This window comes from Thalassotalea ponticola (assembly GCF_041379045.1).
In the GTDB taxonomy this organism is placed as follows: Bacteria; Pseudomonadota; Gammaproteobacteria; order Enterobacterales; family Alteromonadaceae; genus Thalassotalea_A; species Thalassotalea_A ponticola.
Genome location: NZ_CP166871.1, coordinates 1,548,567 through 1,563,624, shown reverse-complemented (window position 1 = coordinate 1,563,624; position 15,058 = coordinate 1,548,567). Strand labels below are relative to the sequence as shown.

Sequence of the window (15,058 nt, the reverse complement as noted above, 5' to 3'; positions counted from 1 at the left end):
TGATAAGCTTGGCCAAAAAAACTTACTAATTCGTATATTTTGTGTACAGTAATAGTAAACACTATAGTTAGTTATGTGGTGGTGCTGTGAAAAAAACAGATATAAATCAATACCAACATTTTCTTAAAGTGGTTGACTGCCAACAGGCTTGTCCAGCGCACACGCCGGTTCCAGAGTACATCCGTCTGATTCACGCAAAACGCTATGACGATGCCTATATGATCAACTGGGAGTCGAATGTATTCCCTGGCATCTTAGGCCGCGTTTGTGACCGACCTTGTGAACCGGCTTGCCGCCGTGGTCGAGTTGAAGAAGAGCCAGTTGCCATATGCCGCCTAAAGCGGGTCACTGCCGACTACAAAGGTGATATTCGCGACCGCCTGCCCAAAGCACCTTTTAAATCCAATGGCAAAAAAATCGCCCTGATTGGTGCTGGACCGGCATCGCTAACCGTAGCCCGCGATTTAGCTCCGCTTGGTTACCAGATCACCCTGTTTGAGCGGGACATCAAGGGCGGTGGAATGATGCGCAGTCAAATTCCAGCGTTTCGACTGCCCCAATCTGTGCTCGACGAGGAGGTTGACTACATTTTACAAATGGGCGTCAAAGCTGAATTTGGCACCGCCATTAGCAGTTTACAAAAACTCGTCAACAGTGACTTTGATGCCATTTTTGTCGGTACTGGCGCACCTAAGGGACGAGCCATTGACATTGAAGGTTATCAACAAGCCAACGCTCACGTAGCAATCGGTATTGACTGGTTGTCGAGCGTCAGTTTTGGCCACTTAGATTCTGCCCCGAAACGCGTTGTTGTCCTTGGTGGTGGTAATACCGCAATGGATTGTTGTCGCACTGCCAAGCGCCTTGGCGCTGACGATGTAAAAGTCGTGGTGCGGTCGACCTTTGACGCGATGAAAGCCTCGCCTTGGGAAAAGCAAGATGCCAAAGCCGAAGGCATTGACATCATTTGTGATCATACCCCAAATCGATTTGTCATCGAGGATGGAAGATTTACCGGGGTTGAGTTTAATCAAGTGGAATCGGTATACGACAAGTCGGGCAAACGCGTACTGCGCAACACTGGTGAGACTCTATTTTGCCCGTGTGATTTCGTACTGGTGGCCATTGGGCAAGATACCTCGTTTCCATGGATCGAACGCGATATCGGTATTGAATTTAATGAATGGCAACAACCGGTATTAAATAAAAAGAGCCTGCAATCAACGGTTGCTAAAGTGTTCTTTGGCGGCGATGCCGCATTTGGTCCCGAAAACATTATCACTGCGGTTGCCCATGGACACAAAGCCGCTATCTCCATTGATTTATTCTGCCAAGGCAAAGACCCGAGTATTCGTCCCGATACTGACTTTAATTTAATCAGTCAAAAAATGGGCGTTCACGAGTGGAGTTACACCAATATCATTGATCACGACCTGCGCCACCCCGTGCCACATATTGACTGGCAAAAAGCAAGTGAGGAGCTGGCTACCGAAGTCGAACTTGGCTTCGATGAAAAACTAGCTTTTGAGGAGTCCGAGCGCTGCCTAAATTGCGACGTACACACCATATTTACCGAGGCAACCTGTATTGAATGCTCTGCCTGTGAAGATATTTGCCCTACCGATTGCATTAATTTCATTGCCAATATCAGTGATGACATCACCCCGCCAGAGCAATTGCTAAAAGGTAAATTGCGGGTCGAAAAAATGCATGAGCAGCAAGACTATATGATTTCGGACGTACTGAAAACTGGCAATATTATGGTCAAAGACGAAGATATGTGTCTGCACTGCGGATTATGCGCTGAGCGTTGTCCAACTGGCGCATGGGACATGCAAAAGTTGGTCATTGATAATATTGACGCAACGATAAAATAATAACGAGGCGATGATGACGCACACTAAAATTAACGACTTTGTCGTCAAGTTTGCAAATACAAACGGTACCGGTTCGGCAAGCGCCAATACCATGTTCGCCAAAGCCATTATGCGCATGGGCGTACCGGTCAGTGCAAAAAATATTTTTCCATCCAATATTCAAGGTGCTCCTACTTGGTATGAAGTGCGTATTAACGAACGTGATTTTCTCGCTCGCAGAGCGGGAAAATGTGACATTGTCGTGGCGATGAATGCACAAACCTATTCTCTTGACGTTAGCGACGTCATTGACAACGGCTACTTTTTATACGACAGTTCGAAGCCGTTAAGCGATACTCTAACGAGTCAAAACATCCACTATTTAGGGATCCCTATCGCCGATATTTGCCGCAAAGAATTTAACAATCCTCGGCAACGACAGCTGTTCAAAAATGTGATTTATCTCGGCGCACTAGCGGCCTTACTCGGCATTGAATTTAACGTTATAAAAACACTGATCAGTGAGCAATTTAAAACCAAAGAAAAGCTGATCTCAGCCAATATTTACGCGCTTGAGTTAGGTCACCAATACGCTATTAACCACTTTAGTTGTCCGCTTGACTATCAAATACAACGTCGAGATTTGATCAATAATCGAATTATGGTCAATGGCAATACGGCGTGTGCTCTTGGCGCCATATACGGCGGTGCGACTGTTGTCGGTTGGTACCCTATCACTCCGTCAACCTCGGTTGTTGATGCGTTTGCCAATTACTGTCAACGACTGCGCGTCGATCCAGCTTCAGGTAAAAAGAACTATGCCATCGTTCAAGCAGAAGACGAATTGGCTGCCATCGGCATTGCCATTGGCGGTGGTTTTAACGGCGCGCGAGCGTTTACGGCGACCAGCGGTCCAGGCATTTCACTAATGGCCGAGTTTTTGGGTTTGGCCTATTTTGCTGAGATCCCCGTGGTACTGATGAATATTCAACGTGCAGGTCCGTCAACCGGCATGCCTACACGCACGCAACAATCGGATATTTTAGCCTGTGCTTATGCTTCGCATGGTGATACCAAACACATTCTTTTGTTTCCGGATTCACCACACGAGTGCTTTGAGTTAAGCGCAATGGCGTTTGATTTAGCCGATCGACTGCAAACCCCGGTTATTATCATGAGTGACCTTGATTTAGGCATGAATGATCACTTGACCGCCCCGATGCAATGGAACGACAAACACAAGTACGATCACGGCAAAATACTCAGTATGCGTGAACTTGATTCGCTGCTGTCGTTTGGCCGTTATCGAGATGTCGATGGCGATGGCATTTGCTATCGCACCATCGCCGGTACCCATCCGACTAAAGGCGCGTTTTTTACCCGCGGTACGTCGCGTAATCAAGATGCGGTATACTCAGAAAAATCATCGGATTACGTTGCTAATATGCAACGCCTAGAACGCAAATTTGACAGCGCGAAAAGCTATCTTCCAAAACCACAAGTGATCAGTAACGACACGCCAAGTGATGTCGCGCTAATTTACTTTGGTACTACCTCACAGGCGATAACAGAAGCTGTTTACCTGTTAAAAGCACAAGGAATAAATGTCAACTTAATGCGTATTCGAGCGTTTCCATTTCAGTCTCAGGTGGCAACCTTTATCAATAATCACGCTAAGGTCTTTGTCATTGAACAGAACCGCGACGCGCAGATGCGTACCTTGCTAATGTCTGAGTTAAACCTAGCACCTGACAACCTGCTGAGCATCGTCAACTACGACGGTCTGTCGATACCTGCACAAGCTATCGTTGACGGTGTCGTTACCCACTGTAATCAACAACAAGAGGTGAGCTAATGAGTTTTGCCAAATCAACATTTCACCACAAAGGCTTGCCAAAAAACGAACTCGGACTGACCTATCGGGATTACGAAGGCGCTCTATCGACACTGTGCGCCGGATGTGGTCACGACTCGATATCCGCCGCTATCGTTCACGCCTGCCACGAATTATCTATTGAGCCTCACACCATTGTTAAAATGTCGGGTATTGGCTGCTCATCCAAAGCGCCTAATTACTTTTTAAACAACGCACATGGCTTTAATACGGTTCACGGAAGGATGCCTTCGGTAACCACTGGTGCGAATATGGCAAACCAGCACCTGACCTATTTAGCAATGTCGGGTGACGGTGATAGCGCCTCCATCGGCCTCGGTCAATTTGCGCATGTGGTCCGCCGTCAATTAAATATGGTCTATATGGTGGCTAACAATGGTGTTTATGGTCTTACGAAAGGCCAGTTAGCGGCGACCTCAGACAAAGGCGTTAAAAACAAAGCTGGCGAGATGAGTTTATTTAACGACATTGACTTGTGTTGCATGGCATTACAACTGGGAGCATCATTCGTTGCCCGTTGCTTTTCCGGTGACAAGCGCCAATTAGTACCCATTCTAAAAGCGGCTATTTCGCATCAAGGCTTTGCTTTTATCGATATCATTTCCCCGTGTGTGACATTTAATAATCACCCTGACTCAACGCGCTCGTATGATTATGTGCAACAACACGTAACCGCCGGAGCGATCACCGATTATGTACCAATTAAAGAAGAGATAACCAGCGTTGCCGGTGATGGTGAATACGATGACATTTGTCTGCACGACGGTTCGGTATTGCGTATTAAAAAGCTCGATCAGAACTACGATGCCTCCAACCGTTTAACGGCGATGATCGATATTGAAGAGCACAAAAAACGCGGTGAAATACTTACCGGATTGTTGTATGTCGATCCCACCGCTCGATCGTTTCACGATATAAATGAAACCAGTCAAACGCCGTTAAACCAATTACAACAAGACGTATTATGCCCTGGCGAACGGGTGTTAGCGAGTATCAATAAAAGCTTGCGCTAATTAGGTTTTCTGCGATTTGTCGCGCCAAGTTATTGCGTCAGGTTGGTTAGGCATTAGTTGTGTGGATTGTTGCAGATGACTACGCAATACCGCGGTAACGGTGGGCAAAGGGCGCTTTTCGATAGATTCGATTATTGGATTTGGCTATTGTATTGGTTGAAAAGCCATTGTCTCAGTGTTGTTACTCGTACATATGGAATCACCTGACATTTCTTACGGTGCCTTGATTAAAACGACTTTATCTTCCTAAGACTTATCAAACAAAGGTAAACACACCCTAGATAAAAAAAAGAGATCACAAAGGATCTCTTTTTTCATTTTTAGTCGACTGGGTTAACAGCGTTGTGATTAACCGGCGTGTATTGCGTGGCGCAGCCACCGTGATAACGATTTCGCTCAGTTAATATCGACAACTAAACGCCACTACTAAACGCCACAGACTTGTTGTCACAACGACCTCGACACTTAGTCGTGATTAGCCTTTTCAACCCGCGATTTAAGTTTTTGTCCCGGCCTAAACGTCACCACTTTACGTGCAGAAATAGGAATATCTTCACCCGTTTTCGGATTTCGACCTGGCCGTTCACTCTTGACACGTAAATCAAAGTTACCAAAACCAGAGAGCTTGACTTGTTCCCCGGATTCCAAACTCGCACGTATCTCTTCGAAAAAGTCTTCGACCAACTGTTTTGCATCTCGCTTACTTAGGCCAATTTCTTCGTATAGATGTTCTGCGACTTCTGCTTTGGTTAGCGCCATGTGTTTAGTCTCTCAATGTTGCGTTAAATTCGCTCTTCAGGGCATCGACCACGTTATTTACGACTACGTTGATGTCTTTCTCTTCAAGAGTACGATTAGGATCTTGAAGTGTTAGCGCGATAGCTAAACTCTTGAAGCCCGGTTCGATACCTTTACCTTGGTACACATCAAATAATTCTAGGCTAACAAGGTGTTTTGTGCCAACCTTTTCAATCAGTTGTAAAACACTGTTGGCATTTATCTGCTCTTCAACAATCACCGCAATATCGCGTCGGTTAGCTGGAAACTTAGAGATTTCACCCGCTTGCGAAATTTTCTGGGTTAAGATTTCACTTTGCAGCAACTCAAACACCAAGGTGCGACCGTTCAAGCCCAGCTTGCGTTCAAGCTCAGGGTGCACGGTACCTACATATCCCACCAGTTTATCGTCTCGGAAAATGGCTGCAGTCTGCCCAGGGTGTAATGCAGCAATGTCTGCAGCTTTAAACTGGTATTCCTCTGCACGACCGGTAATTGCCAATAGCGCCTCAACATCACCTTTGATATCAAAGAAATCTACCGTCGATTTACCTAAGTTCCAATGCTCGCCATATTTCAAACCAGAAATAACGCCTGCCAGCATTGCTTGCTGACGAACGCCATTTTCGGCCGTCGCATCAGGAATGAAGCGCAAACCAGACTCAAATAAGCGCACGCGCGATTGTTGACGGTTTTGGTTGTAAACAACCGATTGCAATAAACCGGTCCACAAGCTCAAGCGCATAACCGACATTTCCGACGAAATAGGATGCGGCAATGTCATCACCTCTTCATTCGGATGCAACAGTGCTTGTACTTTTGGATCGACAAACGAATAGGTGATTGCTTCTTGGTAGCCGCGACTCACCAACGTGTTGCGAAACTTAGCGATGGTTAAGTTTTGCTCCTTGTGCTCGCGCATAGTCAAAGACGCTGTCGGTGAAACGTTTGGAATATTGTTGTAACCAAACACACGCGCCACTTCTTCGGTCAAGTCTTCTTCGATAGAGATGTCAAAACGGTACGCAGGTACCTCTACTGTCCAGGTGTCGTCACTCAAGCTCACTGCAAAACCTAAACGCGTTAGAATTTCAGTTACTTGATCGGTGGCAATGTGTAAGCCAATACGCGAGTCTAACTTACGGCGACGCAATGTTACCGTGCGCGGCGCTGGAATGTGTTGCTCACTTACCGCTTCAACGATGGGTCCCGCTTGACCACCAACAATCTCTAACAACAAACCCGTTGCGCGTTCCATCGCTTGACGTTGTAACTGAGGATCAACACCGCGCTCATAACGATGTGAAGCGTCAGTGTGTAAACCGTATTGACGGGCTTTCCCCAAGATCGCTAACGGCGCAAAAAACGCGCTTTCTAGCAAGATGTCTTTGCTTTGCTCGGTGACCCCTGAGTGAAGTCCGCCAAAAATACCTGCCATAGCCACGGCTTTTTCTTGGTCGGCTATGACTAGGGTTTGCTCAGTTAAGGTCACGTCATTGCCATCAAGCAGCGTTAGTTTTTCATCTTTGTTGGCAAAGCGAACCTGAATACCGCCTGTTAACGCACTTAAGTCAAAGGCGTGCATTGGATGGCCCAGCTCAAGTAACACATAGTTGGTCACATCGACCACGGGATCGATTGCACGCACACCACAGCGACGCAATTTTTCAACCATCCAAACAGGAGTGCTGGCATTGGCGTTAATACCTTTGATAACGCGAGCCAAATAACGAGGGCACGCCTCACCGGCGAGAATGTCAACCGAAACAGCGTCATTAATGGACACTTCGCTCGGTTCAACTGCCACTTCGTTCACTTCGAGGTTATTTAACACCCCGACTTCGCGAGCCAGGCCTTTGATCCCCAAGCAGTCACCGCGGTTTGCCGTTAAGTCAACGTCAATGGTAACGTCATCAAGATCAAGCAACTCGCGCACACATTGACCAACGGGAGCATCCAACGGCAATTCGATGATGCCATCAGATGATTCAGCCAATCCTAATTCCGATTCACTACACAACATACCATGTGATGGAACGCCACGTAATTTTGCTTTTTTAATTTTAAAGTTGCCAGGTAGTACTGCGCCTACTTTCGCAACCGCTACTTTTAATCCCAAACGACAGTTTTTCGCACCACACACAATGTCGACAACTTCGTCGCCAACGTTGACTTTGGTCACTTGCAGTTTATCTGCGTCTGGGTGTTGAGCGCACTCAATAACTTCACCAACGACCACGTTAGTAAACTCGCCAGCGACGGGCTCTACCCCATCGACTTCCAAACCCGCCATGGTGATTTGGTGAGCTAACTCGTCTGAAGAAATGGCAGGATTAACCCACTCTCTTAACCAAGATTCACTAAATTTCATGTTATGGGCTTCCTATTTGAACTGTTTTAAAAATCTAAGATCGTTCTCAAAAAACGAACGCAAATCGGTTACGCCATAACGCAACATACTCAATCGCTCAACCCCCATACCGAATGCAAAGCCGGTGTATTCTTCAGGATCAATGCCTACACTGCGCAATACATTAGGATGAACCATACCGCAACCTAGCACCTCGAGCCACTTGCCGTTTTTGCCCTTCACGTCAACTTCAGCCGATGGTTCAGTAAACGGGAAGTATGACGGGCGAAAACGAATTTCGAGATCTTCTTCAAAAAAGTTGTGTAAGAAGTCGTGTAAAATACCTTTCAAGTGAGTAAAGCTAACGTTTTTATCGACCATTAAACCTTCTACTTGGTGGAACATCGGCGTATGAGTTTGATCGTAATCGTTTCGATAGACACGACCTGGAGATATTATCCGCAGTGGTGGTTGCTGCTGTTCCATGGTGCGAATTTGCACACCCGATGTTTGCGTGCGCAGAACTAATTTCGGATTGAAATAAAACGTATCATGATCAGCTCGCGCTGGATGATGAGCAGGTATGTTCAAGGCATCAAAGTTATGAAAGTCATCTTCGATCTCAGGCCCTTGAGCGACAGCAAAACCCAATTCACCAAAAAACGACTCGATGCGTTCAATGGTTTTTGTCACCGGATGCAGACCACCAGATTCCATCGTATTGCCCGGCAAGGTCACATCGATGGCTTCACTGGCCAACTTCGCTTTGATTTGCTCCTCGCGCAACACTTCACCGCGAGTAAAAATAAGTTTTTGAACTTTTTGCTTGGCGACGTTAATCGCCTGCCCCGCTTGCGGACGCTCTTCAGCGCTCAATTTACCAAGGCCTTTTAACTGCTCGGTCAATAACCCTTTCTTGCCAAGGAACTCTACCCTGACTTGATCCAGTGTTGCTGGATCGGTGGCAGCCTGAACAGCTTGCTCAGCCTGCAAAATGATATCGTCTAAATTCATATTCTCCTCGGGCGATATGTATCGCGAGTATGTGATTGCTCAGGCAAAATCGGTATGCCTGGGTAATGCCTGCAAAAGACTAAAATAGAAAAGCGATAATTCTACGCAAAAAATTATCGCTTATACAGTGGCTTTCGCCATATTTTTTCGATTTATCAATATTTTTTCTAAAATTGGTGCTGGCCTAGGGTGTGTTGTTGTTTGTACTAGAGATTTGGTTCTAACGGCAACAATGAGAAAATGCCTTTGAACAAATACTTTGGAATGACACCGTTAACACTTATCGAAACAACACCGACTCTTTGTTAAACCAGTACACACAAAAACAAATCGACGCTACAGCAAAAACACCTGTTGACAAAAATATCGGCACCAACAAAGCGTAGTCCATAGTACCTTTGAGTAACTCCTTCATTGCCAACGCTACGTTGGCAACTGGCACCAAAGCCCAAGTATTATTTAGTACAATTCCGGGCGTCATGCCGACAATAACCGGAAAAATCACCAGTATGGTCAATGGCCCCATGTAGTTTTGCGCCTCTTTGTAACTGCTTGCGTATATTGAAATAGCCAGCAATAAGGCAGCAAAAATGGCACATATTGGCATCAGTAGAAGCAGTACCATAATAAAATCAGTGATGCTGATCGCAGATAATACGTTTTCAACTTCCGCCACACTCATAACGTTACCGACGATAAAACTCCACAGTAACATCGATAACAAGGTAATCACCGCGGTCATAATGGCGGTGGTGAATATACACAAAAACTTACCCATCACCAGCGAGAATCGCGAAGTTGGCGTGAGTAACAAAGTTTCGATAGTGCCGCGTTCTTTTTCGCCAGCACCTAAATCGATTGCCGGATACATCGCACCGGTTAGACACAGCGGAATTAACAAATACGGGATAAAACCGCCAATCTTCTCGCCCAAGCTTTCTCGATCGTCGGCGGTGTCGTATTCTTCGATATCAATGGGTTGTTTAAACACTTCAAAGGTATTCAAATCAACGCCAAATTGTTGCCACTGTTGCTGCTGTAGGCGCTCGACGTAGCGCTGCAGTGCATCGTCAAACTTCAATCGACTACCTGCAATAATATTGGCGCCGTTGTAAAATAATTGCCACGTCGATGGTTGTGCTGTGGCGTTGCGGCTGGCGAAATTGTCATCGACGACAATGACCATATCAACTTTGTCACTCTGTATCGCTTGTCGATAACTGGCTTCATCCGTTAATGGCAGATCGATATACTCAAAGTCATTGTGATAAAATAACACTTCTGCAAAATCGGGTGCAGCATCAGCATTAACGATCACATAACGCACCTGTTTTTCGCTGTGGCTAATGGCGGCCTTTGCCCCCAAAAAGCCCATAAAACCAAAAATAACGGGAAATATCACCAATGGCAGCGCAATGATAAAAAACAGCGTTTTTTTATCGCGTAACAATTCGATCAGCTCTTTAATGTATACCTGCCACATTAATTTGATTCCTTTAATACATTGAGAAACGCATTGCGTAAATCGCCATCGCTGGCTTTTGCTTTAAATTGCGCTAACGGCCCGTCAAAACACGAACGACCTTGAAAAATCACCGACACTCGATCGGCCAATAGCGATACTTCGTCCAAGTGATGTGTCGAAAAAATAACCGCACTGCCTTGATCGCGCATATATTGCACAAACTCCAAAATGGTTTGCGTGGCCATGATATCAAGGCCTGTAGTCGGTTCGTCTAACACCAACACCTCGGGCTGATGAATGACGGCTCTTGCGATTGATACTTTTTGTTGCATGCCCGTAGACAGATGTTCGACTCGCCTGTCCAAATATTCTGTAATCGCGAGCTTTTCATAAATGGCTGTTGCATCGCCTTGCAAATACTTATCGCTAAGGCCGTGTAAACGGGCAAAGAATTCGATATTTTCACGCGCGGTGAGACGACCATATAAGCCGGTCTTGCCTGACAAAAAACCGATCTTTTGCTTAGCCACTAACGGATCCTTGAGAACATCAACATCGTTGACAACAACCCGCCCACTCGTTGGCTTTAACGCGGTCGATAAAATTCGCAGCGCCGTGGTTTTACCTGCGCCATTAGGGCCCAGTAAACCGAGTACTTGTCCCTTTTGACAATGAAAGCTGACATCCTCTAGTGCCTTGAATATATTGCCTTTATCCCGTGGATCGCGTTGTGTCCCCGTCGATGACGATTGGCCTTTACTGGCAAACTGTTTACTCAGATTTTCTACTGAAATCATTACTTAAGACCTAATTACACCACAATCGAATTCATGTTACTCAATTGTAAACGGCTTTACCATAGCGATGTGAGAATATGTTTAGGCCGAGATAAATTGCGCTAAATTTTTCTGTGCGACTTTATTTCGCTCGCTCAAAACGGTACATTGTTTGTCGTTTACAGCACCCCATAGCATTAATAATAGTGAAATAACGAATAGGATAACTATGCAGGTAACAAAATCGTTTAACCGACTCCTGATCTCTGGCATTTGCGCCAGCGTGGTGGCGAGTCCGCTGGTAACAGCAAAAAGCTTTGAACAGGCCTATAACAACATTCAAGCAAGCGAATTACATCAACACATTAAAACTATCGCATCCGATGAGTTCGCCGGCAGATTACCAACGTCAAAGGGTGAGAAACTGGTACTTGATTACCTGACCTCACAATTCAAGCAAGCAGGCTGGCAACCGGGTAATAATGGCAGTTTTTTGCAAGCGGTTGAGTTATCTGAAATAACAGCATCTGGCGACACGGTGCTAACCGTTGAAGGACACGGTAAAACCACGTCATTTAACTACGTTGACGATATGGTGTTAGGCACGTCGCGCGTGAGTAAATTAGAACAGATCAGCAATAGCGAAATCGTTTTTGTCGGTTATGGTATCAACGCCCCTGAATACAACTGGAATGATTATCAAGGCATTGATGTCAAAGGCAAGACGGTTGTTATGTTAGTCAACGATCCCGGTTATGCGTCGCAAATTCCAAGTCTGTTTACCGGTAGCGCTATGACCTATTACGGTCGCTGGACTTACAAATACGAAGAAGCCAGCCGTCAAGGCGCTGCAGCGGCAATCATTGTTCACGAAACGGGCCCCGCATCATATCCTTGGTCGGTGGTAACGAACGGTTGGACTGGGCCTCAATACGTTTTGTTTGACGAAGATGGCGGCAAAGACCGCGTTCAATTAGAAGGCTGGCTTACCCTCGATGCCACTAAGGCGCTATTCGCTCAAGCTGGCTTGGACTTTACTGAATACAAAAACAAAGCGATGATCGGACCGGTGAATAAATCACTTGGTCTAACCGCTTCCGCTCGGGTTGAAAGTTCGATAAAAAATTCAACCTCGTACAACTTCATTGCCAATCTAGAAGGTTCAAAACGAGCTGACGAACGAATTTTATTGACCGGCCACTGGGATCACATCGGCGAAGATAGCTCATTAGACGGCGATACCATCTACAATGGTGCTCACGATAATGCCACCGGTATCGCAGGTATTATAGAAATCGCTAAAGCGTTGGCATCACTTGAACAACGTCCTGAGCGCTCAATTACGGTGCTGGCGACTACCGCGGAAGAACAAGGTTTGCTGGGCTCTAAATACTACGCTCAAAACCCGATCTACAGCCTTAAAAATACCGTTGGTGTACTCAACATTGACAGTATGAATATTCTGGGTCGCGTTTCCGACTTAGAGGTACGAGGCCTGGGTAAATCGGAATTAGAGACCTATTTGAACGCCGCAGCGAAAAAACAAAACCGCCGATTAGTGACAGAGACTAACCCTGCGGCAGGTAGCTATTATCGCTCAGATCACTTTAATTTCGCCAAAGTTGGTGTGCCTGCGTTGTACGCTGGCGGCGGCAGTGAGCCAATCGATGAAAAAACCAAAGCGTACCGACAAAAGGTGCTACCGAAAATGCGCGCTTGTTATCACCAAACATGTGATGAGTACAACCCCAACTGGGACTTAAGTGGCGCAGAAGACGATGCAAAAGTACACTTTGATGTCATTTATCAATTAGCAAACTCAACTGATTGGCCGAAGTGGTCTAAAAATAGCGAGTTTCAGCGCCCGACAACACAGTCTAATAAACGCACAGAAAAAGTTGAATAAATAGTCTAATTTATCGTATTTGCTATTGATTTTTTAGGCTAAATAGCACAACGTAAAAGCATGGGAGTAATTCTCTCATGCTTTTTTTGTCTGTACTCCGATGACACATCGCATGTTCGGTATAAAAAACCAGCACAACATAACTAAAGTGACTAAATGTGACGCGCCAACACAACAATGAAAGCACGTATGGCGATTGTTGACGAAGTGATTTACAGCACGTTTGGTTAAGTTGTTTTTTTGCGTCGGTGTCGCATCACACTAGCCACTGACCAGTCGATGAAATGTATCCGTTGCCTATACAGGAAGTAAACTTATGTGTTCAATATTTTGTATTTTAGACATTAAATCTGATGCCTCTGCCCTTCGCGCCACGGCTATCGAGCAATCTCGCCTGATGCGCCATCGCGGCCCAGACTGGTCTGGCATATTTGCCAATGAACACGCGATTTTAGTGCACGAGCGTTTAGCCATTGTTGACACTACTAACGGCGCCCAGCCTCTGTATAGTGAGAGTCGCCAGCAAGTGCTTGCCGTTAACGGTGAGATATATAATCACAAAGCGCTTGAAGCCACAGTAGCGAGTGATTATCACTTTGCAACACAATCAGACTGTGAAGTGATTTTGCCGTTATATCAACAACAGCAAGAGGCCTTTATTGATAGCTTGCACGGTATGTTTGCGTTTTGCCTTTACGATCAAACTGACAACAGTTACCTAATCGCCCGCGATCACCTTGGTATTATTCCTTTGTATACCGGCTATGACGAGCACGGCAACTTTTACCTTGCATCAGAAATGAAAGCTTTGATTGGGGTGTGCAAAACCGTAAGTGAATTCCCGCCAGGACACTACTTAAGTAGTAAAAAAGGCAAGCTCGAGCGTTATTATCAACGCGATTGGCAAGCGTATAGTGCTATCGAGAACAATACAACCGATATCACTGCGTTGCGCGAATCACTTGAAACCAGTGTAAAAAGTCACTTGATGACGGATGTTCCCTACGGCGTATTGTTGTCCGGTGGCTTAGACTCATCGCTAGTTTCGGCTATTACCCAAAAGTTTGCCGGTAAACGGGTTGAAGAAAACGATTTAGCCGATGCTTGGTGGCCCAAGTTACACTCCTTTGCCTGCGGTCTTGAGGGCTCCCCCGATCTACTCGCCGCACAAAAAGTTGCCGATGCCATAGGTACCGTTCATCACAGCATTACTTTTACCGTCCAAGACGGACTCGACGCCATTAAGGAAGTCATTTATCACTTAGAAACCTATGATGTCACCACCGTTCGCGCCTCGACGCCAATGTACTTGATGGCGCGAAAAATTAAAGCCATGGGCATAAAAATGGTGTTGTCAGGCGAAGGTGCGGATGAAATATTTGGTGGCTATTTGTATTTTCACAAAGCCCCAAATGCAAAAGAATTTCATCAAGAGCTAGTGCGTAAACTCAACGCGTTACACATGTTTGATTGTTTGCGAGCCAATAAAGCGATGGCGGCTTGGGGAATTGAAGCGCGCGTACCGTTTTTAGATAAAAGCTTTTTAGATACCGCGATGCGCATCAACCCTGAAGATAAAATGTGTAAAGACGGCCGCATTGAAAAGCACGTGCTGCGCAGTGCATTTAATGGCTATTTACCCGAAGAAATATTGTGGCGCCAAAAAGAGCAGTTTTCAGACGGCGTTGGTTACAATTGGATTGACAGCCTTAAAGTGTTGGTGGAGCAAGAGGTCAGTGATCAGCAACTTGCCAATGCCGGCTTTAAGTTTGCTCACAACACCCCACAAACCAAAGAGGCCTATTACTATCGCACTCTGTTTGAACAACACTTTCCACTTGACAGTGCCGCCCAGTGCGTACCGGGCGGAAAGTCGGTGGCCTGCTCAACCGAAGCAGCGCTGGCTTGGGACAAAGCCTTTAACGACATGGCCGATCCGTCAGGGCGGGCGGTCAGCAGCGTACACAATCAAGGTTATAAAACGGTCTAAGCGAGTGGTAAACGCAC

The 15,058-nt window shown here is 46.0% G+C and carries 10 protein-coding genes; 5 read left to right on the top strand and 5 right to left on the bottom strand.

Annotated features, from left to right (window positions below):
* The first annotated feature begins 86 nt into the window (after positions 1-86).
* From ACAY30_RS06625 to ACAY30_RS06615, 3 genes are read left to right on the top strand one after another with little or no spacing between them, the layout of a single operon-like run.
* The gene (locus ACAY30_RS06625) at positions 87-1,877 is read left to right on the top strand and encodes an FAD-dependent oxidoreductase (RefSeq protein WP_290250251.1); all 1,791 of its coding nucleotides are present in this window, start codon (positions 87-89) and stop codon (positions 1,875-1,877) included.
* Positions 1,878-1,887: 10 nt separating this feature from the next.
* Positions 1,888-3,711 carry a 2-oxoacid:acceptor oxidoreductase subunit alpha gene (locus ACAY30_RS06620; protein WP_290250250.1) on the top strand — a complete coding sequence of 608 codons (1,824 nt, stop codon included), beginning with the start codon at positions 1,888-1,890 and terminating at the stop codon, positions 3,709-3,711.
* Positions 3,711-4,763, top strand: coding sequence for a 2-oxoacid:ferredoxin oxidoreductase subunit beta (locus ACAY30_RS06615; RefSeq protein WP_290250249.1), 1,053 nt, complete (start codon positions 3,711-3,713; stop codon positions 4,761-4,763). Before ACAY30_RS06620 ends, ACAY30_RS06615 begins: the two co-directional genes overlap by 1 nt.
* Before the next feature lie 465 nt (positions 4,764-5,228).
* On the opposite strand, the gene ihfA is transcribed toward ACAY30_RS06615, so the two are convergent.
* The 5 genes from ihfA to ACAY30_RS06590 all read right to left on the bottom strand — a co-directional run bounded on the left by ihfA (position 5,229) and on the right by ACAY30_RS06590 (position 11,166).
* On the bottom strand, positions 5,229-5,522 hold the full coding sequence (gene ihfA, locus ACAY30_RS06610; protein WP_290250248.1) for an integration host factor subunit alpha: 294 nt from the start codon (positions 5,520-5,522) through the stop codon (positions 5,229-5,231).
* A 4-nt stretch (positions 5,523-5,526) separates the two neighbouring features.
* Positions 5,527-7,911, bottom strand: coding sequence for a phenylalanine--tRNA ligase subunit beta (pheT, locus tag ACAY30_RS06605; RefSeq protein ID WP_290250247.1), 2,385 nt, complete (start codon positions 7,909-7,911; stop codon positions 5,527-5,529).
* Between the two features lie 12 nt (positions 7,912-7,923).
* Positions 7,924-8,904, bottom strand: a complete 981-nt coding sequence (gene pheS / locus ACAY30_RS06600) for a phenylalanine--tRNA ligase subunit alpha (RefSeq protein WP_290250246.1) — start codon at positions 8,902-8,904, stop codon at positions 7,924-7,926.
* A 280-nt stretch (positions 8,905-9,184) separates the two neighbouring features.
* A complete protein-coding gene (locus tag ACAY30_RS06595; protein WP_290250245.1) occupies positions 9,185-10,387 on the bottom strand; it encodes an ABC transporter permease in 1,203 nt (400 codons plus the stop codon).
* A complete protein-coding gene (locus tag ACAY30_RS06590; protein WP_290250244.1) occupies positions 10,387-11,166 on the bottom strand; it encodes an ATP-binding cassette domain-containing protein in 780 nt (259 codons plus the stop codon). The genes ACAY30_RS06595 and ACAY30_RS06590 overlap by 1 nt, the downstream gene beginning before the upstream one ends.
* A gap of 208 nt (positions 11,167-11,374) precedes the next feature.
* Between ACAY30_RS06590 and ACAY30_RS06585 the strand changes: the two genes are divergently transcribed.
* Positions 11,375-13,051, top strand: a complete 1,677-nt coding sequence (locus ACAY30_RS06585; protein ID WP_290250243.1) for a M28 family metallopeptidase — start codon at positions 11,375-11,377, stop codon at positions 13,049-13,051.
* Between the two features lie 316 nt (positions 13,052-13,367).
* A complete protein-coding gene (gene asnB, locus ACAY30_RS06580) occupies positions 13,368-15,041 on the top strand; it encodes an asparagine synthase B (RefSeq protein WP_290250242.1) in 1,674 nt (557 codons plus the stop codon).
* The last annotated feature ends 17 nt before the right edge of the window (positions 15,042-15,058 follow it).